This window comes from Flammeovirga aprica JL-4, assembly GCF_012844305.1.
Taxonomy (GTDB): Bacteria; Bacteroidota; Bacteroidia; order Cytophagales; family Flammeovirgaceae; genus Flammeovirga; species Flammeovirga aprica.
This window is the reverse complement of the sequence record NZ_JABANE010000033.1, coordinates 33113-58010: the sequence shown is the minus strand read 5'-3', so window position 1 is coordinate 58010 and position 24898 is coordinate 33113. Positions and strand designations below refer to the sequence as shown.

At 36.5% G+C, this 24898-nt stretch carries 34 protein-coding genes; 24 read left to right on the top strand and 10 right to left on the bottom strand.

The window, feature by feature from the left end; all coding sequences use genetic code 11:
- The first annotated feature begins 101 nt into the window (after window positions 1–101).
- From HHU12_RS13725 to HHU12_RS13700, 6 genes are all read left to right on the top strand, one after another.
- On the top strand, window positions 102–395 hold the full coding sequence (locus tag HHU12_RS13725; protein ID WP_169657317.1) for a hypothetical protein: 294 nt from the start codon (window positions 102–104) through the stop codon (window positions 393–395).
- Entirely contained in the window at window positions 379–717 is a 339-nt protein-coding gene (locus HHU12_RS13720) for a hypothetical protein (RefSeq protein WP_169657316.1), read from the top strand. Before HHU12_RS13725 ends, HHU12_RS13720 begins: the two co-directional genes overlap by 17 nt.
- Complete coding sequence (locus tag HHU12_RS13715; protein WP_169657315.1) at window positions 702–986, top strand: hypothetical protein; 285 nt, start codon at window positions 702–704, stop codon at window positions 984–986. Before HHU12_RS13720 ends, HHU12_RS13715 begins: the two co-directional genes overlap by 16 nt.
- Window positions 967–1575 carry a hypothetical protein gene (locus tag HHU12_RS13710; protein ID WP_169657314.1) on the top strand — a complete coding sequence of 203 codons (609 nt, stop codon included), beginning with the start codon at window positions 967–969 and terminating at the stop codon, window positions 1573–1575. Before HHU12_RS13715 ends, HHU12_RS13710 begins: the two co-directional genes overlap by 20 nt.
- A 104-nt stretch (window positions 1576–1679) precedes the next feature.
- Window positions 1680–2015 (top strand): hypothetical protein, encoded by a 336-nt coding sequence (locus tag HHU12_RS13705; RefSeq protein WP_169657313.1) that lies wholly within the window; start codon window positions 1680–1682, stop codon window positions 2013–2015.
- Between the two features lie 182 nt (window positions 2016–2197).
- Window positions 2198–2512: a hypothetical protein gene (locus HHU12_RS13700; RefSeq protein WP_169657312.1), complete on the top strand. Its 315-nt coding sequence runs from the start codon at window positions 2198–2200 to the stop codon at window positions 2510–2512.
- 67 nt (window positions 2513–2579) lie between these two features.
- Here the strand turns inward: HHU12_RS13700 and HHU12_RS13695 are convergent, their stop codons facing one another.
- Window positions 2580–2969 carry a hypothetical protein gene (locus HHU12_RS13695; protein ID WP_169657311.1) on the bottom strand — a complete coding sequence of 130 codons (390 nt, stop codon included), beginning with the start codon at window positions 2967–2969 and terminating at the stop codon, window positions 2580–2582.
- 193 nt (window positions 2970–3162) lie between these two features.
- Here HHU12_RS13695 and HHU12_RS13690 point away from each other — a divergent pair, with 193 nt between their 5' ends.
- Window positions 3163–4050 (top strand): DUF488 domain-containing protein, encoded by an 888-nt coding sequence (locus HHU12_RS13690; protein ID WP_169657310.1) that lies wholly within the window; start codon window positions 3163–3165, stop codon window positions 4048–4050.
- A 46-nt stretch (window positions 4051–4096) separates the two neighbouring features.
- Complete coding sequence (locus tag HHU12_RS13685) at window positions 4097–4924, top strand: hypothetical protein (protein ID WP_169657309.1); 828 nt, start codon at window positions 4097–4099, stop codon at window positions 4922–4924.
- A 60-nt stretch (window positions 4925–4984) separates the two neighbouring features.
- Here HHU12_RS13685 and HHU12_RS13680 read toward each other — a convergent pair whose 3' ends face one another.
- From HHU12_RS13680 to HHU12_RS13640, 9 genes are all read right to left on the bottom strand, one after another.
- Entirely contained in the window at window positions 4985–5200 is a 216-nt protein-coding gene (locus HHU12_RS13680; protein WP_169657308.1) for a hypothetical protein, read from the bottom strand.
- Window positions 5201–5336: 136 nt separating this feature from the next.
- On the bottom strand, window positions 5337–5534 hold the full coding sequence (locus tag HHU12_RS13675) for a hypothetical protein (RefSeq protein ID WP_169657307.1): 198 nt from the start codon (window positions 5532–5534) through the stop codon (window positions 5337–5339).
- Between the two features lie 44 nt (window positions 5535–5578).
- On the bottom strand, window positions 5579–6085 hold the full coding sequence (locus HHU12_RS13670; RefSeq protein WP_169657306.1) for a hypothetical protein: 507 nt from the start codon (window positions 6083–6085) through the stop codon (window positions 5579–5581).
- A 3-nt stretch (window positions 6086–6088) separates the two neighbouring features.
- A complete protein-coding gene (locus tag HHU12_RS13665; protein ID WP_169657305.1) occupies window positions 6089–6529 on the bottom strand; it encodes a phage virion morphogenesis protein in 441 nt (146 codons plus the stop codon).
- Window positions 6530–6639: 110 nt separating this feature from the next.
- Entirely contained in the window at window positions 6640–7887 is a 1248-nt protein-coding gene (locus HHU12_RS13660) for a PBECR2 nuclease fold domain-containing protein (protein ID WP_169657304.1), read from the bottom strand.
- Window positions 7887–9068, bottom strand: coding sequence for a phage portal protein family protein (locus tag HHU12_RS13655; RefSeq protein ID WP_169657303.1), 1182 nt, complete (start codon window positions 9066–9068; stop codon window positions 7887–7889). The genes HHU12_RS13660 and HHU12_RS13655 overlap by 1 nt, the downstream gene beginning before the upstream one ends.
- A 35-nt stretch (window positions 9069–9103) precedes the next feature.
- A complete protein-coding gene (locus tag HHU12_RS13650) occupies window positions 9104–9514 on the bottom strand; it encodes a phage protein Gp36 family protein (RefSeq protein WP_169657302.1) in 411 nt (136 codons plus the stop codon).
- On the bottom strand, window positions 9511–11127 hold the full coding sequence (locus tag HHU12_RS13645; RefSeq protein ID WP_169657301.1) for a hypothetical protein: 1617 nt from the start codon (window positions 11125–11127) through the stop codon (window positions 9511–9513). Before HHU12_RS13645 ends, HHU12_RS13650 begins: the two co-directional genes overlap by 4 nt.
- Before the next feature lie 153 nt (window positions 11128–11280).
- Entirely contained in the window at window positions 11281–11757 is a 477-nt protein-coding gene (locus tag HHU12_RS13640; RefSeq protein ID WP_169657300.1) for a terminase gpP N-terminus-related DNA-binding protein, read from the bottom strand.
- 189 nt (window positions 11758–11946) lie between these two features.
- Between HHU12_RS13640 and HHU12_RS13635 the strand changes: the two genes are divergently transcribed.
- The 16 genes from HHU12_RS13635 (at window position 11947) to HHU12_RS13560 (ending at window position 24898) form a co-directional block, all read left to right on the top strand.
- Entirely contained in the window at window positions 11947–13221 is a 1275-nt protein-coding gene (locus HHU12_RS13635; protein WP_169657299.1) for a head maturation protease, ClpP-related, read from the top strand.
- A gap of 23 nt (window positions 13222–13244) precedes the next feature.
- A complete protein-coding gene (locus HHU12_RS13630) occupies window positions 13245–14222 on the top strand; it encodes a hypothetical protein (protein ID WP_169657298.1) in 978 nt (325 codons plus the stop codon).
- On the top strand, window positions 14223–14846 hold the full coding sequence (locus HHU12_RS13625; protein ID WP_169657297.1) for a hypothetical protein: 624 nt from the start codon (window positions 14223–14225) through the stop codon (window positions 14844–14846).
- Window positions 14846–16030: a DUF2586 family protein gene (locus tag HHU12_RS13620; protein ID WP_169657296.1), complete on the top strand. Its 1185-nt coding sequence runs from the start codon at window positions 14846–14848 to the stop codon at window positions 16028–16030. Before HHU12_RS13625 ends, HHU12_RS13620 begins: the two co-directional genes overlap by 1 nt.
- A 7-nt stretch (window positions 16031–16037) precedes the next feature.
- Entirely contained in the window at window positions 16038–16445 is a 408-nt protein-coding gene (locus HHU12_RS13615) for a hypothetical protein (RefSeq protein ID WP_169657295.1), read from the top strand.
- Between the two features lie 34 nt (window positions 16446–16479).
- Window positions 16480–17037, top strand: coding sequence for a hypothetical protein (locus tag HHU12_RS13610; protein ID WP_169657294.1), 558 nt, complete (start codon window positions 16480–16482; stop codon window positions 17035–17037).
- Between the two features lie 178 nt (window positions 17038–17215).
- Entirely contained in the window at window positions 17216–19234 is a 2019-nt protein-coding gene (locus HHU12_RS13605) for a phage tail tape measure protein (protein WP_169657293.1), read from the top strand.
- Window positions 19227–19823 carry a DUF6046 domain-containing protein gene (locus tag HHU12_RS13600; protein WP_169657292.1) on the top strand — a complete coding sequence of 199 codons (597 nt, stop codon included), beginning with the start codon at window positions 19227–19229 and terminating at the stop codon, window positions 19821–19823. Before HHU12_RS13605 ends, HHU12_RS13600 begins: the two co-directional genes overlap by 8 nt.
- Window positions 19820–20815, top strand: a complete 996-nt coding sequence (locus tag HHU12_RS13595) for a hypothetical protein (RefSeq protein ID WP_169657291.1) — start codon at window positions 19820–19822, stop codon at window positions 20813–20815. The genes HHU12_RS13600 and HHU12_RS13595 overlap by 4 nt, the downstream gene beginning before the upstream one ends.
- Window positions 20815–21378 (top strand): hypothetical protein, encoded by a 564-nt coding sequence (locus HHU12_RS13590; protein WP_169657290.1) that lies wholly within the window; start codon window positions 20815–20817, stop codon window positions 21376–21378. The genes HHU12_RS13595 and HHU12_RS13590 overlap by 1 nt, the downstream gene beginning before the upstream one ends.
- Before the next feature lies 1 nt (window position 21379).
- Window positions 21380–21664 carry a hypothetical protein gene (locus tag HHU12_RS13585; protein ID WP_169657289.1) on the top strand — a complete coding sequence of 95 codons (285 nt, stop codon included), beginning with the start codon at window positions 21380–21382 and terminating at the stop codon, window positions 21662–21664.
- Window positions 21661–22326: a DUF6549 family protein gene (locus HHU12_RS13580; RefSeq protein ID WP_169657288.1), complete on the top strand. Its 666-nt coding sequence runs from the start codon at window positions 21661–21663 to the stop codon at window positions 22324–22326. The genes HHU12_RS13585 and HHU12_RS13580 overlap by 4 nt, the downstream gene beginning before the upstream one ends.
- Window position 22327: 1 nt before the next feature.
- Entirely contained in the window at window positions 22328–22732 is a 405-nt protein-coding gene (locus HHU12_RS13575) for a DUF5675 family protein (protein WP_169657287.1), read from the top strand.
- 69 nt (window positions 22733–22801) lie between these two features.
- A complete protein-coding gene (locus HHU12_RS13570; RefSeq protein ID WP_169657286.1) occupies window positions 22802–23590 on the top strand; it encodes a DNA adenine methylase in 789 nt (262 codons plus the stop codon).
- On the top strand, window positions 23590–24420 hold the full coding sequence (locus HHU12_RS13565) for a hypothetical protein (RefSeq protein WP_169657285.1): 831 nt from the start codon (window positions 23590–23592) through the stop codon (window positions 24418–24420). Before HHU12_RS13570 ends, HHU12_RS13565 begins: the two co-directional genes overlap by 1 nt.
- The gene (locus HHU12_RS13560; RefSeq protein ID WP_169657284.1) at window positions 24413–24898 is read left to right on the top strand and encodes a hypothetical protein; all 486 of its coding nucleotides are present in this window, start codon (window positions 24413–24415) and stop codon (window positions 24896–24898) included. Before HHU12_RS13565 ends, HHU12_RS13560 begins: the two co-directional genes overlap by 8 nt.

Below are 24898 nucleotides of genomic sequence, written 5' to 3'. Positions count from 1 at the left end.
ATAATCAAATCTTTGCTCTGCTCAATAAATCAGGTCTTCATAAACAAAAAGATGTTTTGGTTCTGTCCTATACAGGGGGCAGAACCGAGAGCCTACGAGAAATGACCGATTCGGAATACAATTCCTTTCTGGAGTACTTAAAAAAAGAAGTAGTAAGAGGAAATCCTTCCGATTTAGAGCAGATTAAAAAGAAAAGATCCAAAGTACTCTATTATGCAAGCAGGTGCGGATTCGACAAAGGGGATAAAATCAACTGGGCAAAATTCAATGGATGGATGCTCAAGTATTCGGTGTATAAAAAGCCTCTTTCGGTGTATTCGACTTATCAACTCGATGAACTTATTTCTCAATTTCAATCCATGTATAAAAAGCAGACCGATGAAAAGAGCATTTAGATTAGAAGTGAATAACGCTCTTCTTTTAAAAGAAGTAGTAGAAAAGTATATCTCCAGTTTTCAATTCAACCTTGAAGATGTAGTGGTGGTAGAATGGTATCAAAGAAGTGTCTTGAATAAGATTATTTTTCCCGATAAGCCAATCATTGCTCTAAAACTATCTGAGGTGATTGCACTCAAAGAGGTAGTGTCAAAGATGTATACAAGACTACACTTTCTTGATGATGGAGCGAAAGTAGAAATACTCAACTGGTTTAATCAATTACAAACGATCATCTTCAATGAAGGTGTAAAATATCAATCAGAATGGAAAACAGCATAGTTAATGAGTGGGGAGCTTCATGTGGTAAGATTGATCGAAAATCCAAAAAGGTTGATTTAAAAGAATATCTCAATCAAAGAAAGGTAGAAAAGTTTTTCAGATACAAGCTTCACTTTTCCCTCTTTTCAAAACTACAGACTATGATTTTTAATGCTAATAAAGAACAACTAGTTGAAGCCGTTAATCTAATTAGTCTGAACCAACCTAAAAAAGCAATTGCTGTTTTCAGTCCTTATCTAGCTGACAAATATGAAACGTCACAAATTTGAATTTAAAACCTCAAAGAGTACGGGAAGAGCCGTGATGGAATTTCGAGAGACTGGGGAGCTGTACAGCATTTCGGTTACTTTCAAACATAAAGGCAAGTATTTCAATAAAGATCAAATGAAAGCCTTACTTTCTACTCTTCCAATTACACTGAGCGAAGTAGCAAATAATACTCGTTTTAAAGTGAAAAAACTCGCTGACCCAAAAGAAGATCTTGATACTACCACTGCTAAAAAGGTGGCAACTTGGACGAAGCTCTACAAAAACAAATTTCAAGTAGCTTATAAAATGACTCCAAAGGAAATCGGGCAACTCAAAGGCATTCAAGCTACTTCTGAAGAAATAGAAGCCTACCTCAATTCCTCTGAATGGAATATGAAAGCGAAAACCGTCACTGAGTTTTGCAGAGGTGAAGTCCTCAACACTATCAGAAGGCTGATTGCTCAAGGAGTTTCAACTAATAACCGTTTCCTTGATTATTACGACGCTTCTTTTGAAAGCGAATTAAAAATGAGCGAGATGAAAGAGTACTGGAAGCATTTAAGAAGTTTGGGTTTTAGAGTTGTAATGGATTCGGGTAAAAAGAAATAGGTACAGGCTTCATCCATGATTTCAGAGCAAACTCAAACTTCACCAGAGCAGGAAGAAAGGGTACAACGACAAATGAATGTTTTAGCAAATAAATTTAGAACGGTATGAAAATTTTTCTGAAGGTTGTTCAAGATTCTATCAAGCGATGTGAGAAGGTACTTCAAAAGGTTAATGATGAAATAGATACTGATTATCTCGCTTTAAAACTAGAAGTAACGATGGAGGTAATTGAGCTTTTAGAGTCACCGACCCCCAAAACGCTAAAAAAGATAAAGGAACAAGAAGATAAGCTTTTTGATTTGAGAAATAAGCAAGATTTGTATGAACGAAAATTTCATCTTCAGCACAAGAATTACACAAAGCTCTTAGATAAGAAACACAACTTAGAAAGAGAGTTGGATCAGTACAAAAGCTTACAATATTATCATCCGTTCTCATGACTTTTGAACAAAAAGAAATCGCAAGAATAGACAAGAGATTAGAACGAGCCAATTGGTTCGTTCAGATCTCGACTTCAAAAGGCAGACAAAAAGAGCTGAAATCAGAGATTGCATTTTTGAAACGACAAAGAAAGCTCTTTTTAAGTCAACTAGATTATTACAGAACTAATCCCTCTTAAATCATGAAAAAAAAGAAAATAAGAATTTATGGCTCTTCTACTGGAGAACTGATTTTTAAAACTCCTGCTGGGAGTAGAAAAGTACAGGATATTGTAAAAGAAGGTACAATTGAGTTTAACAGTGAAGAACTAAGTTGTACTGTAATGTGTACCACCAAAAGAGTCGATAACAATAAAACAAAATGGTACATCACCCATAATCTCAAAAGGGGAAATAAAGAGCTGAAGGAATGGAAAGTAAAACAAGGAATGTTTAGCCCTTATTCTGAAAGAGTAGACTTGGAGATTGGTGCTGATGTGGATGTGGTTTTTAATTAATAGATGTAAAGTTCGATAATAGTAAAAAAGGTTACCTTTTTATAAGAGGTAACCTTTTTTGATTTTTTTATAATCCAAACTTCGACTTCAAAATAGCTTGAGTTAGTTTATTAACATAGAAACGCTTATTACTTTTTACATTTATACCTTTTTGACTATCGTATGTAACTGCACTATCGTAAGAAGGATAATAATTATCTTTAGATTTATTATTTCTCCAGTGCATAGCTCTTAAATTGTGTTTATTATGGATACCATCTACAGGTCTTTCTGTAATGTTATCTTGAAGACTGATTGGGTAAACGTGATCTACCTCCCAACCCCATTGAGATTTTCTATTACCATAAGAAAATCTAAATATTAGGGCTCCACATGGATCCGTTCTCCAAAAAAAAGGGTGTTTACCAGGTACACTACGAAGTTTTCCCCATGCTAAGTTTCTTTGCTCTGAATTCATATTGATTAATGTTAGAATTTGTTTGAAAATATATACGTTAACAATTAGCTTGAGTTAGGGTTTTACGGGTGAAAAAATAATAACTAACTGGTTTACAGCTTTTTTAATATTTCGCATATTTTTACTGAGGTGAAAAAATATTAAAATATTAGCAAAAGACTAACCCAATGTCAATTTTAATTACATTTGTAACATGTTTTACAGAAGAAAAGTTATACTCGCTATTATTGAATCATTAAATGGTAAGGTGGATAAATTAAAGCTACAAAAGCTACTATTCATCTTTAATGAAAGAAAATCAAAAAATAAGGTTTACGATTTTGTGCCTTTTCAATTTGGTTGCTATTCATTTTCAGCTCATGCTGATATACAAACAATGATAAAAAAAGAGTTTATTAGTGAAGTTGATGATAAATCTTATATAAAGTTGGATCAAACAAACTACTTTAATCAACTGAAAAAAGAAGATCAAAGAATTTTAAAGGAGGTTATAAAACTATTTGGTAATTCAAAAACTGAAAATGTTGTTAAATATACTTATATGAATTACCCATTCTATGCAATTAATAGCATAATTGCTAAAGATATTTTGCCTGATAAATATTACGAAAGAATTTTAGAAAGTAAACCAAAAGATAATGATACAATCTTATTTACAATTGGATATGAAGGAATATCATTAGAAGAATATTTATTAAGACTTTTGAAAAATAATGTCAAATTATTAGTGGATGTGAGAAAAAACCCGTTAAGCATGAAATTTGGGTTTAGTAAAACATTATTGAAAAAGTATTGTAGTAATCTAGACATCCAGTATATACATATTCCTGATGTTGGAATTGTATCAGAAAAAAGGCAGAAACTAGATAATCAAAAAGATTATGACCTTCTATTCGAAAACTATAAACAAACTGTATTAAAAACAGAATCAAAAAGTAAAGACGAAATTCTAAGCCTTTTAGATGAGCATAATAGAATTGCTCTAACATGTTTTGAAGCTGATATTTGTCAGTGTCATAGATTACATTTGGCAAAATCATTGATAGATATGAGACCAGATTTGACTTTGAAACATATATAGTATAAATTGTTAATGCTAAATTAAAACGCATTAATAATTGTATTCCATGCGAAAACTGACAAAAGTACTGATCACAGTAAAGACTTATCCCACACTATCTGCAAAATATGATGAACTTGTATGTACAGCTGGCTTTACTGAAGAAGGGAAGTTTATCCGTATTTATCCTATTCCTTTTAGGAAGATTGATTTCGAAAATAGGTATTCCAAATATCAATGGATTGAAGTTGAACTTGAAAAAAACAAGTCTGATTCTCGTCCTGAAAGTTATAAGCCAGTTAGGTTCCCTGTAAAAATAAATGTCCTTGACAAAATAAACACAGCTGACAATTGGAGTTTAAGAAAAAAAATTTGTTTACAAAAAGTTTATAGTGATTTAAGTTTATTAATCAAAGAAGCTAAAAACCCAAACATAACAACATCCTTAGCTGTTTTCAAGCCTTGCAAAATATTGCAATTTATTTGTAAGCCCGTTGATAGAGAATGGGACTCTAAGAAGTTGGAAAAAATTAGAAGTTCAAGAGAGCAATTATCTTTGTTTGAGCAACATATCGAAGACCCATTTGAAGTTGTTAATAAACTACCCTATAAATTTTCTTATAAAATTGAAGATGAAAAAGGGAAAATAAGTACAATGATGATTGAAGATTGGGAAATAGGTGCTTTGTATTGGCGTACATTAAAAGATAATGGAGGTAGTGAAAGTATTGCAATAGAAAAAGTTAGGCAGAAGTATTATGATGACTTTGCAAAAAAGAAGGATATACATCTTTACTTGGGAACAACGAAATTACATCATTATACAGCTAAAAATCCTTTTGTAATAATAGGAACCTTTACACCTAAATTTGAACATCAACTGAAGTTATTTTGATTAAAAAAGAGGCTATCTAAATTTAATTTAGATAGCCTCTTTTTCTAGACTGATATATGGCTATTTCTCATATAACACACCGCCCTTTACCACAAAATCGCCATTTGCAATTCTTTTGTCAATGTCATCAATAGCTCCTTCTTCATCAAATGCATTGATATCAGAATAAATAGAGCTTTCTGTACTTGGATCGATAGAATCGAATGTGTGATAATCACCTATTCTATCGATAACAGTTGCAAGGATATCTCCTCTTGAATCAGCCGCTTCTCCCATTTTTTAAGGTTTTAAAGGTTAACAAATATATATAACTAGATACACGTTAACAAATAATAGAAAGTTGAGGCTAAATATGATTTTTATCATATTTAGTTGATTATCAGTTAGAAAAAATATAACAAAAAAATACATTCTAACATTTTACCTTCAAAGCATGCATAATAGTAGATTTAGCACAAGCAAACTCATCAGCAAGAGCTTCAGCAATAGAGTGTATATCATATTTTAAACCGTTTGGAGCGGAATGGTATATATCGTTAAATCGTTGTTGGATTTTTTTGTATCGCTTTAGGGTGTTTGCCCTCCTTGTTGCACTTCCTCTTTGTGTCATCTGAATATAAATTGATTAGTTTTTTAACAAAGTTACTAAATCAATTATTCTTCTAGGATTTTTTCTACTACTGGGTTCGGGTTTGTTGAAATTACTCTCTTTTTAGCAGTGTAATCAAAAAATTGAGCGCTAAAAGTTTGAGTAGAAATTAAGAAATCATCATTTTGATTTGGGGGTGTGACGTTGGTTCTGCTCAATGTATTGAAGTAGGTATTATCGTCTAACCCAATTTCATTGCCATAGCCTGATTTTCCCTCTAGTTTTATGAAAATGGCATTAAAAAACTGAAGGTGCTCTTCTATTCCTGCTCCTCCACGGTCTAAGTGGTTTGTGACTAAACGGATAGTAAAAGAGGATTCAGCCCTTTGTTCTCCTTTGCCATAATCCTCGGGGTTCATTTCTGGAAAAACAATAAAAGCACTTGGTGTGGCACAAAGTTTACTTCTTCCTCTGGTTCCAACGTTGTCCTGCCCAGCATACCAGTCTATTTCTTTTAAACCTGTTATTTCCTTGAGCTTCTTCTTTACAATTAAATAAGGGTAGTAAAACATATTCTAACTATTAAAAATGTCATCCATAAAACTATTGATTACCCTTTCTATTGACTTATCAATATCAGGGGTGATTTCCATAAATGGTCGTGCAGGCATATCTATTGAGGCATGTTTTGTTTTAATGGTTCCGCCTTCATTATGAATTTGAGCATAGGGAACTTTATTGAGATCCACGCCCACGGCTACTTCCGATTTACTGACTATTCGAAAGCGAATGGCGTTTTCAAGCTGATTGGTATCTGAAAGTATTTTCCTGTCGTTTCGTTTTTCTTTTCTAGGCTTCCACTTACTGATCCTCCCACCTTTGATCAATCCTTCCTTTTCAAAATTGAGCTTAAACTTCTCAACAGCCACTACGCCCATAATCTGCGGTAAGTCTTCTTGAAGCTCTTTGATTTCTCTTTGAACTCTTTGGAGCTTATCGTGTATTTTTTCTTTCATACTCGTATCATTTTCAGTGCAAAAACGTATATTTGTATAGAAGCAATAAAAAAAGAGCAGTACAGCTATGCGACCGAAAGTCGCCAGGGGAGCAACCTTTTTTTATTGCTTTATTTTTTGTGTATCAAAACACCTTTCCTTTTGCTTTCAAGGTTATCTATATTATCAGTATCGTACTTATAAAATGTGACACCTTTCAATTCGTTTCCATTTATTTCACATGTCAAAAGCAAAGGATAGTCTTTGTAATATTTGATATAGGATTTAGTTTTTACACCATCCTTTTTTCTAACCCCTGTTGTAAAACTCCATACCTCATCAGGGTTGTGAAAAACCTCCTCCAGTTCATCATAAAACAACCACCTTTTTTTGGCTTTCCGTCTTGGATGATCAAATGGATGAGCCAAAAAAGATTGATCAAATAACACTTCCTGTCCCGAACGGTCTTTCAGTACAAAAGCATTTTTCAGTCCGTTACGACCATGCTTTTTAAGCATGCTTTCTTTCCATTTATGAAAATCCTCTTCACTTTTTATGCTCCCTTTATAGGAATTGAGTTTTTCAGGATCGGCATATATTTGAGAAGGCTTTTTCATATTATAGTGTTGAACCGCTTTTAATTCCTGAGGTTTCTTATTAGGCACAGCTTGAAAGTAAGGGTGTTTATTTTCTTCAAATACTACTGTCTTCCCTATATTCTTTCTCCAGTATTTGTCCTTTACATTTTGTCCTCCAATCTTACCTGCTTCATTTGAATCCGTTACTTTGAACTTACCATTCTTAATAGACCGTTTAGAAAGCCTTTGTACGGTACAACGGCAACGCCAACCATTGGGTGGATAGTAAGAATTCCAAAAAGTATCATCAATTGGTAGTACAATTCCATTCATAGCGTCATGCTCTGGGCGAACTCGGTCGTCTCCTTCGGTAGTATACTTTAGGTAAGGAAAGCGTCTTTTTGTTGCTTCAATCTCCATCCACTTACTACCCATAATAGCAGATGATTTCACATTCTGAAATTCAGCTTGCAAATAGGTTTCATTGAACTTTTGATGCAGACCTGCTACTTTCTTTTTGAACTGAGAGAAAGAAATCGCTTTACCTTCTTCTTCTAACATCAGCTTCAATTGCTGTAGCTCCGTGTAGGTCTTGGCATGAGCAAAGGCGAATAGATTGTTTTCAATGACCACATTGTAATTGTTGTCAGGAATATCATAGGTGACTTTTCGCTTGTAGTTTTTCTTCCAGTTACTCATAAGCAATTGAGCAACTTTCAAAGAGAAACCTGAAAACAGTACATTTTTTGGAATCTTACCTTCATACAAGGCTTTGAGCATTTCTTCAAATAGCTTTTCCATTAGCAACATTTGTCGTTGTATAAGTTGGTGATTGCTTCAGCTTGTTTTACTGGAGAGGTTTCCTCTTCCTTTTTGGCAATACGTCGCTGATCAATTTTTTCTAGTTCGTAATATTTCAGTTCATACCCTTCCAAAGGGTAGCCGTGCCTGATTAGAAAAGGAATTAACTTCTCATTCAAATGCCCTTCCATTGCTCGAAGGCGATCTTCAGTATATTCCCCAAGTAATCTTTCACCTACTTCTTCTTTGGCTCTGGAGCCTCCCGAAGTATTTTCACCAATCACAACCCCATTGATCAACTTTGAATTTTGCTCGTCGCAGTATCGGCAAAGCTTTTCATAAATCTCATGTCCTCCAGTACTTTTGGCTTCCAAATAATTGATCTCATCGTCCTTATCACCTACATAAACACCATTAGAACCTATATTCTCACCCATTGCCTGTTTGGTGTCCAGTTCTTTTTCGTCGGTTTCATCCGTCAAAATAGAAAGCATTGGCATTCCATAACGTTCAGAACGAGTAGCCCAGTCGGTACGTGAGAAGTTCTTCCAAATAAATTCTTTTGAAGCAAGTTCCAGTAATCCCAAGTCTTCTGAATCATCCGATTCAATAAGCCACTTTTCAACCTCTGGAACACCACGGTAAGGAATACCTGAAGGGGAATGAGGATGAATTAAAATCTCACCTTTTACGGGGTTGATATGCTCACGGGGGAAAAGTTTTACATCACAAAACTCTAAACCTATTTCCGTTTCTTTCATTTGCTGAAACTCTACCACGCTATGTCCCCACCATTCAGCATCAAGCATTAGCTTCAGATATTTTCTCATCCAAGGACGTTTGAGTAAACGAAGCAGATCTTCGCTCTCTTGTCCTGACTGCTTATTTTTGATATAAAAGGGTTCACCCGAAACTTTAATCCCTGCTGTTCTCATTTCTCTGCGGATATGAGCATCACGAACTGTTTGCTCGTAAATTTCATACAATCCGTCACGGTTAGGATAATACGGATCAGTGGCAGAATAAATAGCTTCATCTAATTTATTCTGCCCTAACTCCACTTTTGTTTTATGCTGTTTACGGATTAGCTTAGAATATCGCTTTTTACTTTTCCCTCTCTTTTTGGGTTCTTCTTTTTTGAGTTGTTTTGAAGAGCCAAACATATTGCTGAATAATCCCATGATTAAAATTATTTTAAATGTGGTTTAAACTCCTTTTAAAGGCTTCTCTTTTTAGCAGAACTCCAACGGGTGTTGGTTTTAGGTTTGGAGCCATCTTCAGTGAATAATCTTGGAAGGTTGACAGAAAGTTTACCATCATTGACTCTATCCAATTCCTCTTTGGTATCATCATAGTTTTTAATAACACGCTCAGGCACCATGTGATCGGGAATACGGTCATAGATATAATAAATACAGAGGTATTTAAGCCAACGCATTACGGTTCTACTTCTTTCAGCATCTACCTTGCTGAATATTTCAACGGTATCGTATTTATCAAATAATGCATCATGTACAGTTGCTTCCGCATCTAGGATAGCATCATTCAAAACAGCTTGATCTTCGTCTATAATTTGATCCAAACGTTCTGTTCGGATATTTACTTTTAAGTCATCTTGAGTAATCATCTTCCTTTAGATTTTTTGATTTTACCATATCTTTTCTTTGCCTTTCCATCTCCTTTAGGCTTCTTTTTTTGGAGATAATAATAACCTCCTTCTACTGCATCGGGTCCATCATCATGACCTGCGGGGAATTGGAAGAACTGATGCAAGAGGGCAAGCATGTCTTTATCTTTGCGGAGGTTTTCGTTGAAGCGGAGTAAACCAAAATTGAAGGGAGAGCTTAACACTTCAATACGTCCCGTTTTATCGGGTTTGGATCGCATATCGAAGATGGGAATGAACATAGAGTCTTCGTAGTTCAAAAACTCTTTTTTTAGTATGAGTTTTTGAGCAAAGTTCCCTTCACTGTAGGCTCTATAGTTAACCCCTTTAAGTTTTGGTTGATTTTCACCATAGATAATCTCTAACTGAAGTTCACGGATACATTCATCGAGATAACAATAAGCTTGAATCATATTCATCAGCTCCGCTTTTCGTACCCAAGCCCAAAGCACATCAATGTATTTCCCTTTCCTGCCCATTAATACAATGGCTTTAGTATCAGCTTTTTTACTTCCCGAAAAGGAAGGGTCATTGTAAGCAATAAGGTAATCGTATTGATGTATAGGTAAAGGTTGTACCCATGTTGTCAATGCCCGTTTGAAAACTTTACCTTTTGGAATATCCTTATGATAAAGTTGACGATCAGCATTATCTTTCATATCCGCAATCTTTCCCTTAGCCTCTACTATAGTGAAGTTTTCTTTCCAAGCTGGAACTCCACCGTCTTCAAGTTTCAACATTTCATGGGTTTCTGGATCTTCTGTAAAGTAGACTTTGATATGATTGATATTTTCATCAATTGGATCGTCCTCTTCTATATCTCCGACCATGTGAGCTGTAAGCCCATTACGTGCTACACGGTTGTTCGCAAAAACAAATGTTCTTTGCTTTGTAGATAAACAGCCCATAAACTCACCTCTGATCCAGTCAATACGTTCTTGTGTTCGTTCCTGATTTTTAGCTACATCTTTATTATCAGCATCATCCACTACACCATAGTTAGGTCTCTTGTGTCCTTCACGAACACCAGCAGGGTTTTGCCCTAAACCAAAAGCCCAAAAGCCAATTCCTGTTTTTGTGGAAAAATAGCCTTGTTGAAAAGAGCCTATCAATCCAAAATCACCAAAGTCAGCAATCAGTCTGTTATTCGTGCTTAGTTCCGCCTCAATATCTTTGAGTAGTATTTTAGCCTTTCCTTCATTTTCAGAAGCAAGGATCATCCCGTCCAGATGATCGGTAATCAACATGTAAATAGGAATAAAGACATCAGCAAAAACAGATTTCGCTGATTCACGAGACCATTCCCAAATGTTGATTCTCTTTTTATAAAGAAATATATCTTTCCATGCTTTTGTATGGAACCACCCAAAAGGAGCTGAACAGTAATGAGGGAAGTAATATTTTATAGCTTCCTCAAAATTTTCTTCACATTTAAAACGGTTAATGCGCTTCAGCTTATCAGTGGGAGATTCTACTTCAGTAATTGCTGTAGCTTCTTTGACCTGTTTACACTGCATCAAGAAAGCCTCGTATATTTTCTTTTCAGATTGCGTTAAACTCTGCTTCGGATTCATGGCGTTATAATTTGCGTTTTAACGCCCTTTGCTTCCTTAGTGGTATGATTAGATATAAATCTTATGATCGTCTTAAATTAGGGTGGTTTAAAACGTTTTAAAGGTATTTTGATTTATGGAGTTCATCTTACAAAGGGAGCACAAGGGTGTTGCTTAAAGGTTTGCTCTTTTTTCGTTGAGAAAGATCTGCATTGGCTCCACAATTTTTTGAGCAATTTGTAAGTCCACTTCTTTCATGAAGGATAAAAACTCGTTGGTGATCTCCACATAATTAGACCATGTACGAGGTTTACCTTTTACAGATGAATACATCTTTTGAAGAGCGTCGATTTCTCCTTTATCTATTAGCGTGAGAGCCTCTGCTTTTTTATTCCCTTTCTTTACTGCCTCTATATCTTTTCTCCTTTCTTCCTTCTTTAGGAGTAATACTGTCTGCTGATATTCTATCAGTTCCAAAAGTCCTTCTTCTAGGTTTTCCTGTATCGCTTCCAGTTTCTCTTTCTTCTCTTTCCAATTCTCTGATGATATCCAACTTCTCACGGTTCTTGAAGTCAGTTGAAAAGCATCTGCAATCTCTTGATCAGTGTACCCTTCCTTATACAAGAGCCACCCTGCTTTCTTTTTATTCATAACATTTAATTTTTTCCTAAATCACGCTTTTTAGGTGGCTCTTTTCAACGTGACTTTTGGTTTAACTGCGAATTTTTGAAGTTAAACCAAACGGTATGACAGTTAGACTAAAACACCCTTTGCACCCTTTAAGCTATGTATGTTGATTTGGGTACTCGATTAGAAAAAATCAAAATCACACGAAATCAAATGTCAAAAAATGAATTACCATTAAATAGAGTTATCGCAAAGTCAGCTTCTGAAGTAGACTGGATCTTATTTGGGTCTGTTGGAGGTTGGGGCAATTTGAATGCTACTGTATTTGTGTTGTCGCTCGCTGAGCTTGGGAATAAATACAAGCGAATCAATTTACGTGTTCATTCCCCCGGTGGAATCGTGTATGAAGGTTTAAGAATCTTCAATGCCATCCGTGCTTCTAAGGCTGAGATACATATCTATATCGAAGGGATTTCTGCTTCTATGATGACTTATATACAGACTGCGGTTCCTCAAGAAAGAGTTCACATTGCAAAAAACGCAAGATTGATGACACATCAAGTACGTGGTGGTGCTCGTGGTTCGGCTAATGATTTGCGTGAGGTTGCCAAAGAGATTGATGATCTCAATAATATCATTTTGAACCAATACGCTGAATACACTGGAAAGGACAAAAAGGAAATCCAGAAGAAGTGGATGCGTGATGGAAAGGACACTTGGTTCTCAGCTCAAGAGGCAGTGGATGCTAATATGGCAGGTGATATTTATGATGGTCGTGTAGGCTCTAAACTTATGGCAACCGCTTGCTTTGATGAAGATGATTTTGATTTGGACGCTTTCTCCAATCAAGTAATGGAGGAAATAGAACCAATTACCGAAACTGAAAAAAACGAAAATACAATGAACAAAGAATTGGCTAAAGCTTTGGGCTTGTCTGAAAATGCAACAGATGAGCAAATCTTAGAAGCGGTGAATACTCTAGTAAATTGGAAACAAACTGCTATTGCTTCACTGATGAGTCTAGGTGAAAAACTTCAGGAAGTAGACGACTCCAATAGAGCTTCTATGGAAAAGTTTGCATCTGTTGATTTTGAAGAGACCATGAACATTGTGGCTTCTGCTTTTGAAGTATCAGAGCACAATGAGGAGCAACATGAAGATTTAGTCAATGCTTATATCGCATTGGGTAAAGAAAAGGGTCTTGTAACAGAAAAGAACGAAGCCTCTTATACGAAACTTGCAAATGTTGACCCTGAATCCTTCTTCAAATTGGTCAATGAGCATAAAGCGGAAAAGTCATCGGGTGGTGATTCGGAGAGAGTTTCTGAGATCATCAAAAAGCACAAAGCATCAAAAGAGGAAGATCCTAAACCAAAAGATACACCTCCGAACGCAGTAGGTGTTCCTGACCTAGATGGTGAGGAAGAAGTCTCTATTGAGCAAATGTCTGCGTACTTCAAGTTGCAGGCAATGAAGAAAAGAAAATAATCACATTTTAAAAAGACGATACAATGGCTATTAATATTAACGATACTTCCTATGATGGGATTTATTTAAAAGCTTTTCTACTTTTTATTGCCGCTAATTTTGAGACCTCAGAAAAAGGACTGATTGCAAGAAAAACGGGAATTAAGTCAAAGCTGAAAATTCCACGCTTAAAATTGAAAAATGCTATTCAAGCTCCGACTTCAGGTATTCCTCAACATTCGGGTAAAGTGGATATTGATGCTCGGCATTTAGAGCCTCAGCAAGTCCTGATCTATTTGGAGTTTGATCCATTGGACTTTAATGACTATTGGACTGAAGTTGAAATGAATCCAGCGTTACTGGATGCTATGCTTCCTAAATCTGTTGAGTCGGCAATTATTCAAGCACTTGTTGCTGAAAATGCGGAATGGATGGATGAAGCAATTTGGCAATCGGAACTGGACTCTGTAGCTATTGCAGATGCACTTGCAAATGGTCTTGGAGATGGAGATAATAATCTGATTTTCTTTGATGGTTTAATGAAGAGAATCTTCTTAGCTCCTGGTGTTAAAAAAGTAGCTACTCCAGTCGTTTTGACGAAGGCAAACATTGTTGGAGAACTAGGAAGAATTAAAGCATCTATTCCTAAAAAAATCTGGAAGAATAAAGACTTCAAGTTAGTAGTGAGTTCTAACACTATGGATATTTATGGTGATGCTCAAAAAGAGCAAACTAATAAAGGAGTAGATTTCACTGAAGAAGGTAAAAGTACTTTTGGAGGAAAAGATCTTGTAGAGATAGGTGGACTTGCCGATGACACGATTATCGGTACAATCATGAAAGATGGTGTTGGAGGTAATCTTTGGTACGGTTGTAATATGGCAGATGAAGAAAACTCACTGCGTATTGACCGTGTTGCAAACAACTCAGAGAAATGGTTTATGAAAGCGATGTTCACTTTGGATACCAACGTAGCTAAACCTGAAGAAACAGTTTACTATTCTACTAAAACCTACTCATAGATGAACAACGGGGTATTTGATCGTATTGGGGGCGGTGCGTTCATATTTAATATGATACAGGGAAATATACTCTCTATGATTTATGCTGATCCGTTCCCAGTATGGCAAATACTTACTAATGTCAGTACAATGCTTTCGGTATTGTGGCTCACATTAAAAATCTTCAACGAGTATATGATAACCAGAAACAAAATGGAAAAAGTACTGAATAAAATCTCTGAGGATAAAGTCATAGAAAAAGCTCAAGTATTCTTCAAAAACAACCCGAAAGTAAATAAGGTATTTGTTTTTGGTGATGGAATGCTCTTCTCTGAAGCTTCAAAGTCTTATGCTGACGAATATTCTCTCTACTATAAAAGTGAACCGATAAGCTTCGAGCGTTCCTATTTTGAGGAAAATGCAGAAGAGGCAAAAAGTGCCGTTTCTGCTGATACACCCAAAAAAGAAGAATCAAAAGCGGAAAAGGAAACTACGGATGTAAATGGTGCTGTTGCAGATAAAATGACAGAAGCTACTTCAAAAGCAGAAGAGGCAGAAAATGCCGTTTCTGCAAAGGAGGTAAAAAAGGAAGATGTGAAAACTATTCCTGAAAAGAAAACGACCACTGTTAAAAAGCCGAAGTAATGTCACAAGGTTTACCTAATGTAAACATCTCTATTCTCAATAATCAATTGGGTAGAGATGTGACCAACTCGGAAGAATACTTGTTGGTTTTGACAGGAATTGCGGTTGCAGGAAAAATCGCATTGAATGAAGTGCATCGTATTACAAGCATTGAGGAAGCAGAAGCTCTGGGCTTGGATACAGACTATGACACTGCAAATAGTGTCAATGTGCATGCAGATATTTCCACTTTCTTTGACACCGCAGGAAAGGGAACTCCTCTTTGGGTTTTGCTGATCAGTGAGGATACAACAATGACAGATGCTTTGGATAAGACTGGAGCAATTGTCAAGAAAGCATTATCTGATGCTGGTGGAGCAATCACAATGGCAGGTATTAATGTGATACCAAATGACACCTATAACCCTACTATTGATAACGGGATTGATCCTGATGTGATCACGGCTGTTGCAAAAGCTCAGGAGTTAATTGAAGAAGCTCAAAGTTTTAGAACACCTCTTAGGATTTTAGTTGGAGGAAGAGCCTATACTGGTGTTGCAGGAGATCTTCATGATTTTTCTAAAGACGCTACTAATGGTGTTGGTGTTGTTATTGGCTCGGCTCAATCAGACGGTTATCCTGCTGTAGCACTAGCATTGGGTATCTCTGCAGAATATGAAATTCATGAAGCAATTTCTAAAGTACAAAATGGTGCTGTCTTTACGCTGGGCAATGCTTACACTTCTGCTGGAGGTAAGATAAAAGTCAATGATCCTGCTGAAGACATGATTTATAACAAGCGTTATATCTCATTTAGAAAATTTGCAAACCGCGATGGTTTTTACTTTACGGGTTTCCTTTCTGCTTGTGATCCTGCCGATGATTTTTCAGAAATCCAAAGAGGGAGAGTAATTGACCGTGGATTGAGAGTAGCGTATGATTCATTGATCAATCAGATTGATAATGATCTGGAGACGAATGAAGATGGTACGGTGGAGCCTGCGATAATCAAAGATATTGAAGGCTCAGTAGAAGAAGCATTAAACTCTGCTTTGGTAACGACAGGTTCAGCATCTGGAGTGAAACTAGTAATGCCTACGAATCAAAATGTAGTGCAAACCGATCAGTTAGTGATTGAGAAAATTGGGATAAGACCAAAAGGCTATCCTAAATATATTGATGTGAATTTAGGGCTATCAAATTAATTGAATTATGGCTAGTACAGATGAATTTGCGTGGAAAGACTTGACCGTTATTGTTGGTGGTAAAGATGTCGGAGGTATTCGAGGTGTAAGCTGGAAAGAATCACAAGTGAAAGAGTTTATTTACGGAAAGGGAGATGAACCAATCGGTATTGGGAAAGGTAATAAAGAACCCAGTATTGAACTGAAAATGACCTTGGGTGAAAAGCTTGCTCTTGAAAAATCATTAGGTGTGAATTCTCTTTTAGATGTGAGCTTTGATGTCTCATTAGCTTACGCAAAAGAGCAAACGGGTAAACAGGCGTTCCGCTATTTCAAAAGTGTTGAGATCACAGAAGATGCAGAAGCCTTTGAACAGGGAGACACAAGCATGGAAGTGACGTTTCCCGCTATCTGCTTGGGCATTAAGCGTTCTTAATCAATTTTTAAAATACTTTTAACTGGGGTTTAAAATGGATTTAACTGAAGAAAAAATTAAGGAGTACAAAGAGCAATATGGACAAATTGCTTTGATAGAAACAGTGGATAGAAAATCCGCTTTAATCTGGTTGCCTACCGAAAACTTTAAGGTGCTTCAACAAGTGTTGTCGATGATGAATGTCTCAGACTATGCGATGACTGAAACGATTCTTAATAACTGTTGGATTGAAGGTGATGAAACCATCAAACAAGATAAATATTTCGCAGGTTTGGCTTATCAGCTCAAAGAGCTGTTAGATTTATTTGATCCTACTTTTGAGAAAAAAGGGAATGTTTTTGAGATTCAAGTTAACAAAGTGGGTTACACTTGTAAGGTCAATCCGATTCATAGAAGTGATGAAGAATCAGCTAAAAGAAATAATCCTCAACGCAAGCCATTTGAAGAGCAAATGTTCCTGCTTGAGAAAAACTGGGCTGACCCTGTAAAGAAATTGGATGAACTTAAAAAAGATCCTAAACTCTATATGTCAATATTGACAGTAGTCTCTGAACTTAGAGAGGAGGCTAAGTCCGCTGTAAAAAAGCTTTAAGCTCTGCGAAAGTCACAAAACAAAGTGACTTTTTCAGAAAAGGTGATGCACTGCTCATGTATCATTTAGGCATTTCAAACCCCAGAGCACTTACTGACGACGAGTGGGCGTATGCTTACGAGTCGTTGGTTTGGGCTAGAAACGAAGAAGCAAAACACAATACTCCTAAACCAAAGTAATGGCGAAAGTCTACGAGTACATATTGAAGGTGTCTGACAGTGCCTCTCCAGCTCTGAAAAGAGCGGTAAAAGTGGCAAGTGGCATGAACACCAAAATGGATCAGCTGAATAATAGTCTTGGGCGTTATGCTTCTAAGTTAAAGCAAACAGCTTACAAAGATATTCCAGTACTCGAAAGTGCGATGAATGCCATTGGTAATCCTTTTGTACTTGCTACGGCTGGTGTTACTGCTCTGACTGGAGCAGTGACTGTAGGTGTGAAAAATGCGAGTGAATACAATAACGAGTTTTTGGAATTGAAAAATTTGAACTTGGATAAGACCCAAGGACAAATTGAACAGCTAGACAGTACTATTCGAAACATGGCTTTCGAAAAAGGAATGGATCCAAAAGTGATTTCAAAAGCTTTTTATGATGTGCAATCCGCAACGGGATTATACGGGGAGGAAGTAGACAAGATTGTAAGTAAAGTGGCGAACTTCTCTATGGCGACAAAAGCCGATATGACGGAGTCGATCAACTCTACAACAAAAGCAATGAAAGCTTTCGGGCTGTCAGCAGATGACTTGGATAATTATCTCGCTTCAAGTGCCAAAACGGTACAGGTGGGTATTACTACTTTTGATGAACTAGCGAAGGTGCAAACCGAGTATGCAGGGGTGGCAAGTTCGGCAGGTCAAAGCGTGGATACTGCCAATAAAATCTTTGCTTCCATGACTGCTATTTCCAAAGACAGTGCAACGGCGGCAACGGCTACAAAATCTGCTTTACAGGGATTGACGGCAACAAATACTATTAAAGGTTTAGAGTCGATTGGTATCAGCATGTATGATGCCAGCGGTCAGACAAGGAACTTGGATGAAGTGATTCGTGAGCTAGTGCCGAAATTACAAGGAATGAGTGATCAGCAATTCACTACTCTTAGAAACTCAATAGGTGGTCCTGAAGGTTTACAGTCTCTATTCAATTCACTCAAAACTTCTGGAGATGATGTCCTTCAAACACTGAATAATTTCGACAGTTCAAAGTTTGATTTGTCCTCTGCTTTAAAAAATACTCAAGGTGATTTTAATACACTTTCAGGTATAGTTCAAAACCGTTTGAATATTGTCTTGATGGAATTAGGACAAATGATCTTACCACACCTTGCAGTAGTGTTGGATGGAGTTGGTAGTACAATTGTCTGGTTAAGAGAAAATACTGAAACGTATATTCCTGTACTCAAAGCTTTAGGTGTCGGTTTGATGGCTTCAGCAACTGCTTGGGGAGTACTTACGATAGTCTCAAAAGCGTATTCAGTGGCAATGAATATCAGTCAGATTGCAACGCTTGCAATGGCAAAAGGACAGATGATTCTTAATGCGGTGATGTCAGCCAATCCTATTGGTTTGGTGATTGTAGCTATTGGAGCTTTGGTGGGTGCGATGTATTACGCATATCAAAAGTTTGATTGGTTCCGTGGTGGTGTTTGGGGCTTATGGGAAGCATTTAAAGAGGCTTTTGTTTCAATCAAAGATGTTGCTGTTAATATTTTGGGTGGCATTGGTGATATGATCGCAGGAGTGTTTAACGGTAATGTAGATCAGATCAAAGCAGGTGCAAAAGCATTGGGTAAAGGTTTGGTTTCAGCAACTCCAGTCGGTTTTGCTATGAAGTACGGTTCCAACCTTGCAGGGGCATTTACTAAGGGATATAATGCTGAAATGAAATCGGCGAAACTGGAAAAACTCAATCACAAAGTGAGTGTTTCTCCAACGACTCAACCCGTAAGCTCTTCTGCTAATTCTCTTTTAAGTGCTGAAGCTCCAACGAAATCTGACGACAATAAAAATGGAGTTAATTCCATTTCAAAAGGTGGAGCTAGACAAACTACCATTAATATTTCTATGGGCAACATGATTGAGATGATTAAGATTGAAGCTCAAGAGGTATCGGAAGGTATTGAGGAAATTGAGGAGAAAGTACAGGAAGTGATTTATAGATTATTAACCTCAACTGCAAATTATCAAAATGGCTGATTTTAATATCAATAATCTGACAGGTGGTTTATATCCTACTTTTGCAAAAAAGTCAGCAGAGGAATCGGTAAACCTTCTAACCCGTGTTAAGAATGGAGAAACCCGTATCAGTGAGATTTTTGATACAGAACTCTATATGCCCGTCAAGTTGGATGGTGAGGATTTACCCTTGGAGCCCATCATCACGATCAGCTCTAGAAAGGTGATAAAGCGTACTGGTATCAATCGATCAAAAAAACGAGGTACGGTAAAGGAGCTGTTTATGGAGGATGATTATGTGATCAGTATTCAAGGTCTTTTGATGGATAATACCAACTCAGGTTTTGAGCCTGCTTACAAGGTCATGAGTAAAAGGTTTCCAGAACAAAGCTTCAAGACATTAAGAGCCATTTGTGAAAAACAGCAGGCTGTGAAAATTGAATCAATGGTCACTTCATTATTGAATATAGAATATATCGCAATTGAAACGTATAGCTTCCCTGGTCAAAAAGGAACACCTGACAGACAGGCTTACACTATTAAAGGATATTCGGATCAAGGGAGTAGTACTGAAAACATCTATTCTGAAATAATAAAACAATTAAAATGAAAAATTTTGCAATGAAACTACTCGTCATTATGCTATTAATGATACATAAAATCACTATCGCTGATACTGTTCAACTGCCTTGTGTGAATGAAGTCAAGATTGAGAAATCATGGACAACACTTGCAGATACTGCTGTCTTGAAACTTCCATCTGTTTCAGATGAGGTAGATAAAAGTTTAGGACAGGTAATGAAGAGAGGGACGAAATTCAATATTGAATTGGGGTATTACTTCGATGGACAGGAATACCTTAATCAAGAGTTTACAGGTTTCGTTACACGCTTTCACCAAACCAAACCTATTAAGATTGAATTAGAGGATTATGCCTTTTTGCTAAAGCTGAAAAGAGTCAATAAAGTGTGGGTTAAAACCGATCTTAAAACTGTTTTAAACCACCTCGTCAGTGATACCGAAATAGTGCTTTCTGAGGATGTACCAAATGTAGAATTGGACAAGTTCAGGGTTTCAAATATTAATGCTTTTGAAGCTTTGAAAAAGATCAAAGAGGAGTTTGGATTAACAGCATATTTCAGAGGGAAGACACTATATGCAGGACTGAGTTTGGTGGAGAATGTGGGTGAAGTTGATTATAATTTCAATCGGAATATTATCTCTGAAAACCTTACCTATCGAGATTTTGTAGATGAAGCAATAGAAGTAAAAGGCAAAGGAATTCAACCTGATAATACTGTACTGGAGGTGACAGTCGGTGAACCTGATGGAATTCAGAAGAAGTTTACTTCATATACCGCTCGAACCAAAGCTGAATTGAAAGTACAGGCAGAAGAAGAAATGGAGCGATTACGGTTAGGTCGATATGAAGGGGGTGTGAAGACCTTTCTATTTCCCTATGCCACGTTTGGGATGACCGCCAATGTGGTTGATGAGGAGAACCCCTCCAAGAATGGTGCTTTTAATATTGATAAAGTCACCACCACCTTCTCCAGTAATGGAGGTAGAAAAGAAATTGAATTAGGTAAAAAGCTCACCTAATGGGGTACGAAGAAGATATATCGGATTTATTACGGCGAATTGTTGAAAAGCCACCTGTACTTTTTCCTGCAAAGGTAATCTCGGTTAATGAGGAAAGTACCTCTATCGTTGCATTGCCTTTACACGAGGAAGTAGAACTTCCAGATGTTCGTTTGAAAGCCTCCTTGGATAATGGAAGTAACTACACGGTAGTTTTCCCAAAAGTGGAAAGTATAGTGATGGTTGCTATGATTGGTACTTCTCAAATTGATGCTTTTGTGGTCATGGTTAATGAACCTGAAAAGCAAAAAACGGTCATTGGGGAAACAACTATAGAAGTAGATCAAAATGGAATCATCTTCAATGAAGGAAACAATGGAGGACTTTTGATTACACCAACTTTGGTTGAGGAGTTGGAAAAGAATAATAGATTATTGGAAGCATTTCTAAACGTACTGAGTACTCCTGTAAATGAATTAGGTAATGGTTCTCCAAGTGCTTTTCAACAGGTATTAAATTCAACATTAAAAAGCTTTGAAATAAGTGATTTCTCAAAAGTAGAAAATACTAAAATCAAACACTGATATGAAAGATTTCATTCTCAATGATGACAATACATTGAAAATCACAAAAGGTGATTTTACAATAGATGATTCACTTAATCAAGAGGAGAAATTAATCTTGATTGCTCATAAAGGTGATTATAGAGAGTTTCCTGATTTGGGTGTAGGAATAAGCTCTTTTGTGGATAGTGATCTTGGTGAATTGTATAAGCTGATCATTGAGAATATGGAGCTGGATGAAAAGGAAATCCGAGAGCTGGACATTTACGAAAACGGAAATATCAATCTAAAAACAAAACGAAAATGATAACGACACTATTTGCAGGGATGACATTCCCTTATGCCAAACACCTCTTCTTGAAGTTTTATAAACAAGTTGTGATTTTGATTCTGGCAGTGATTACAGGGTCATTGACTTTCACTACCTGTTCTAAAAACAAGGAGATTGGAGAGTTGAAAGATTTGTCTGAAAGCTACACCCAAGATATTGAAAGCTATAAAAACAAGTACAATCAAGAGGTCGCTAAAGCTGATGGTTTGGCTCTTTCTAAAAGCACTTTAAAAGAGGTTTATGAACAAGAAAAGTTTGAATGGCTTAGTAAGTATAAAGGCTTGCAAAAGAAGTATAGAAACCTTGAGTCGGCGTATCAGGTCTCACTTAATGCCAGTGCAAAAGTTGATAATATCATAGTGGTAGACACTACGGTAAATATCATCATTGATGAGGTGGAACGAGAGGAATTTGCGAAAGCTTTTTATTGGTATGATGACTACGCTTTTATAGATGCTTATGTGACAGAAAGTAATTTCGCTTCTCTGGAGTATGAAGTAAAAGTTCCTATTGAGGTTGTTGCTTATTGGGAGCGGAACTGGTTCTTAGGGAAAAAGCACTGGAAGGTGGAAGTACTTTCTCCTAACCCCTCGATCAAAGTAAATGGAGTGAATTCAATCATCATAAAAAAGAAGTAACATGAAAGTTATTATCGCAAGATTACAGCAGGATCAAAAACAGACGCTGGGAATTCTTTCCGTTTTCAAAGGTCTCAATAAGGCTTTTGAGTGTAAAACTTTAGAGTTAGCGGATAAGGGTAATCAAAACTTTATTTCCTGCATACCAAAAGGTACTTATACCTGTGTACCTCGCTACTCTCAAAAATACGGTCATCATTATCATATTACTGGTGTTCCTAATCGTGATTTGATTCTCTTTCATTGGGGAAATTTCTATACGGATATAAAAGGGTGTGTATTGGTTGGGAAGCAGTTTTATGACATCAACAGAGATGGTTATAAAGATGTGACTTCTTCAAAAGACACCTTTAAGAAAATGAAGTATATGATCGGTCGCAGAAGCTTCCAATTAACGATTATCTAAACTCTTTACTTATCCCCAATAAAAGAATGTATTACTAAAGAATATTTCAATCACTTTAATAATACAATAATGAAAACACCAATCACCTATTATGGTGGAAAACAAAAGCTGGCATCAAGAATTATTGCTTTGATACCTGAGCATAATCTTTATAGTGAACCATTCTTTGGAGGTGGAGCAGTCTTTTTTGAAAAAGAAAAAAGTGGTGTGGAAGTCATCAATGATACTAATAGAGAAATGATGAACTTCTACAAAATAGTACAACAGGATTTTACATCGCTCGAAAAAGAAATTCAAATCTCACTTCATTCAAGAGATATGTATCGTAAAGCAAGTGTTATTTACAACAATCCCGATATGTTCTCTGAGCTAAAAAGAGCTTGGGCTGTTTGGGTGCTTTCGTCTCAAGGGTTTGCTTCAAAGATTGATGGTTCATGGGGGTATGACAAAAAGAAAAATACTACCTCTAAAAAAGTCCAAAATAAGAGAGAAGGCTTCACTTTGGATTATGCTATTCGTTTGCAGGATGTTCAAATTGAATGTACGGATGCTCTTCGAATAATTACTTCAAGAGATACTCCACAAGCCTTCTTTTATTGTGATCCACCTTATTTCAATTCTAATTGTGGGCACTATGATGGGTACACCATTGAAGATTTTGAAATGCTTCTAAAAAAACTTGAAGCAATAGAAGGAAAGTTTCTTTTATCAAGTTATCCCTCACCGATTCTTGAGGAATACAAAAAGAGAAACAAGTGGAGCCAAATTAAAATTGAACAGGAAGTTACTGTCAATAATAAAGGAGGTAATCGAAAAAAGAAAACTGAAGTTTTAACCGCTAATTACTTTATAAAATAATGGCAAAATCAAGAGCAGAGCTATACCAAGAATTAGTTAATGAAAAGTTACGAATCCAAGAACTGGACACTCTTTTGGATGAAAAGGAACTTGCTGATGCGTTGAAAGACTTGGGTGACGTGACGAGCACTTCCAAAGTAGCGATGTGGAATTTGTGGCTGTATATTACTTCGTTTGTAAGTCATATTATCTCAGTGCTTTTGGATGTTCATAAAAATGAGGTCGAAGCTCTAATTGCTTCTTCAAAAGTACATACAGCAGATTGGTATGCAGAACGAATACTAGAATATCAACACGGTGATCCCATTTTGCTTCATACAGAGACTAAGCAACCTTTTTATGAAGTTGTAGACCTTTCAAAACAGATTGTAAAATCTGTAGCAGTCTCTGGGCGTGGTTTTGCTCTTGTGAAAGTCCGTGGTAATAATGGAAAACTTTCAGAATCGGAAGCCTCTGGAGTAGAAGCCTATCTAAGAGAAATTCAAGAACCAGGGGCACAAATGGGAGTTGTCAATTTAGACTCCGATAAATTAATCTTGCATGCAGATTTATATTATGAACCTGAACACGACCGCCTGCAAGTAGAGACTGAAGTACAAGGAGCAGTAGCCGATTATATCAAAAACTTACCTTTTGATGGAACACTTCAGGTTTCAGATTTGGTAGATTTCGTCAAGCAAACAGAAGGGGTAAGTGATTTTTACATTACTGTTTTAAAGGCTCGCCCAGACATAGGAACCGTTTTCGAAGACGTGGAAGCTCGTTATTATCCTTCCAGTGGTTGGATGGAATTAGAAACATATCAAATAACCTCAATAGCCGATGTCTAAGTTTTCATTACTCGATACAGATATACTTTCTTATAGATGTATTCCATCTTTCTTAAGGGATAATTTTCATACTGCTTGGGTAAAATTACTTTGTTTTCACTCAAAAAAAGTCAATGAAGAAAAGAGAGCTTTCGCAAATTATGCCAAAGATCAAATCATTTGGGGACGTTCTAAGCTAGCCGTCGAAACGTTGATTAGAGAACGTTTTAATCACCCTTCAATTAATCTGATTACTCAGATTGTAGAGAATGTAGAGTTCTTAGTGTTTCCTCCAGAGTTTTCAGCAACAATACCTTTTGTGGGTACTCCTGAAAGTGCAACAACAGTAGTAAGAACACCTGAAGATGAGGTTAATCTACAACGAACACAATTAATTGTAGAGGTGCCAATTTCACTGCAAAGCCAAGAAAATTCAATTCATGTTTTCTTAAAAAAATATCTCCATATCGGAATCATCTACGAAATCAAATACATATAG

Coding starts and splice junctions, on each gene's coding strand:
- HHU12_RS13725 (WP_169657317.1), top strand. CDS start 102: ATGACCGATTCGGAATACAATTCCTTTCTGGAGTACTTAAAAAAAGAA.
- HHU12_RS13720 (WP_169657316.1), top strand. CDS start 379: ATGAAAAGAGCATTTAGATTAGAAGTGAATAACGCTCTTCTTTTAAAA.
- HHU12_RS13715 (WP_169657315.1), top strand. CDS start 702: ATGGAAAACAGCATAGTTAATGAGTGGGGAGCTTCATGTGGTAAGATT.
- HHU12_RS13710 (WP_169657314.1), top strand. CDS start 967: ATGAAACGTCACAAATTTGAATTTAAAACCTCAAAGAGTACGGGAAGA.
- HHU12_RS13705 (WP_169657313.1), top strand. CDS start 1,680: ATGAAAATTTTTCTGAAGGTTGTTCAAGATTCTATCAAGCGATGTGAG.
- HHU12_RS13700 (WP_169657312.1), top strand. CDS start 2,198: ATGAAAAAAAAGAAAATAAGAATTTATGGCTCTTCTACTGGAGAACTG.
- HHU12_RS13695 (WP_169657311.1), bottom strand. CDS start 2,969: ATGAATTCAGAGCAAAGAAACTTAGCATGGGGAAAACTTCGTAGTGTA.
- HHU12_RS13690 (WP_169657310.1), top strand. CDS start 3,163: ATGTTTTACAGAAGAAAAGTTATACTCGCTATTATTGAATCATTAAAT.
- HHU12_RS13685 (WP_169657309.1), top strand. CDS start 4,097: ATGCGAAAACTGACAAAAGTACTGATCACAGTAAAGACTTATCCCACA.
- HHU12_RS13680 (WP_169657308.1), bottom strand. CDS start 5,200: ATGGGAGAAGCGGCTGATTCAAGAGGAGATATCCTTGCAACTGTTATC.
- HHU12_RS13675 (WP_169657307.1), bottom strand. CDS start 5,534: ATGACACAAAGAGGAAGTGCAACAAGGAGGGCAAACACCCTAAAGCGA.
- HHU12_RS13670 (WP_169657306.1), bottom strand. CDS start 6,085: ATGTTTTACTACCCTTATTTAATTGTAAAGAAGAAGCTCAAGGAAATA.
- HHU12_RS13665 (WP_169657305.1), bottom strand. CDS start 6,529: ATGAAAGAAAAAATACACGATAAGCTCCAAAGAGTTCAAAGAGAAATC.
- HHU12_RS13660 (WP_169657304.1), bottom strand. CDS start 7,887: ATGGAAAAGCTATTTGAAGAAATGCTCAAAGCCTTGTATGAAGGTAAG.
- HHU12_RS13655 (WP_169657303.1), bottom strand. CDS start 9,068: ATGGGATTATTCAGCAATATGTTTGGCTCTTCAAAACAACTCAAAAAA.
- HHU12_RS13650 (WP_169657302.1), bottom strand. CDS start 9,514: ATGATTACTCAAGATGACTTAAAAGTAAATATCCGAACAGAACGTTTG.
- HHU12_RS13645 (WP_169657301.1), bottom strand. CDS start 11,127: ATGAATCCGAAGCAGAGTTTAACGCAATCTGAAAAGAAAATATACGAG.
- HHU12_RS13640 (WP_169657300.1), bottom strand. CDS start 11,757: ATGAATAAAAAGAAAGCAGGGTGGCTCTTGTATAAGGAAGGGTACACT.
- HHU12_RS13635 (WP_169657299.1), top strand. CDS start 11,947: ATGTCAAAAAATGAATTACCATTAAATAGAGTTATCGCAAAGTCAGCT.
- HHU12_RS13630 (WP_169657298.1), top strand. CDS start 13,245: ATGGCTATTAATATTAACGATACTTCCTATGATGGGATTTATTTAAAA.
- HHU12_RS13625 (WP_169657297.1), top strand. CDS start 14,223: ATGAACAACGGGGTATTTGATCGTATTGGGGGCGGTGCGTTCATATTT.
- HHU12_RS13620 (WP_169657296.1), top strand. CDS start 14,846: ATGTCACAAGGTTTACCTAATGTAAACATCTCTATTCTCAATAATCAA.
- HHU12_RS13615 (WP_169657295.1), top strand. CDS start 16,038: ATGGCTAGTACAGATGAATTTGCGTGGAAAGACTTGACCGTTATTGTT.
- HHU12_RS13610 (WP_169657294.1), top strand. CDS start 16,480: ATGGATTTAACTGAAGAAAAAATTAAGGAGTACAAAGAGCAATATGGA.
- HHU12_RS13605 (WP_169657293.1), top strand. CDS start 17,216: ATGGCGAAAGTCTACGAGTACATATTGAAGGTGTCTGACAGTGCCTCT.
- HHU12_RS13600 (WP_169657292.1), top strand. CDS start 19,227: ATGGCTGATTTTAATATCAATAATCTGACAGGTGGTTTATATCCTACT.
- HHU12_RS13595 (WP_169657291.1), top strand. CDS start 19,820: ATGAAAAATTTTGCAATGAAACTACTCGTCATTATGCTATTAATGATA.
- HHU12_RS13590 (WP_169657290.1), top strand. CDS start 20,815: ATGGGGTACGAAGAAGATATATCGGATTTATTACGGCGAATTGTTGAA.
- HHU12_RS13585 (WP_169657289.1), top strand. CDS start 21,380: ATGAAAGATTTCATTCTCAATGATGACAATACATTGAAAATCACAAAA.
- HHU12_RS13580 (WP_169657288.1), top strand. CDS start 21,661: ATGATAACGACACTATTTGCAGGGATGACATTCCCTTATGCCAAACAC.
- HHU12_RS13575 (WP_169657287.1), top strand. CDS start 22,328: ATGAAAGTTATTATCGCAAGATTACAGCAGGATCAAAAACAGACGCTG.
- HHU12_RS13570 (WP_169657286.1), top strand. CDS start 22,802: ATGAAAACACCAATCACCTATTATGGTGGAAAACAAAAGCTGGCATCA.
- HHU12_RS13565 (WP_169657285.1), top strand. CDS start 23,590: ATGGCAAAATCAAGAGCAGAGCTATACCAAGAATTAGTTAATGAAAAG.
- HHU12_RS13560 (WP_169657284.1), top strand. CDS start 24,413: ATGTCTAAGTTTTCATTACTCGATACAGATATACTTTCTTATAGATGT.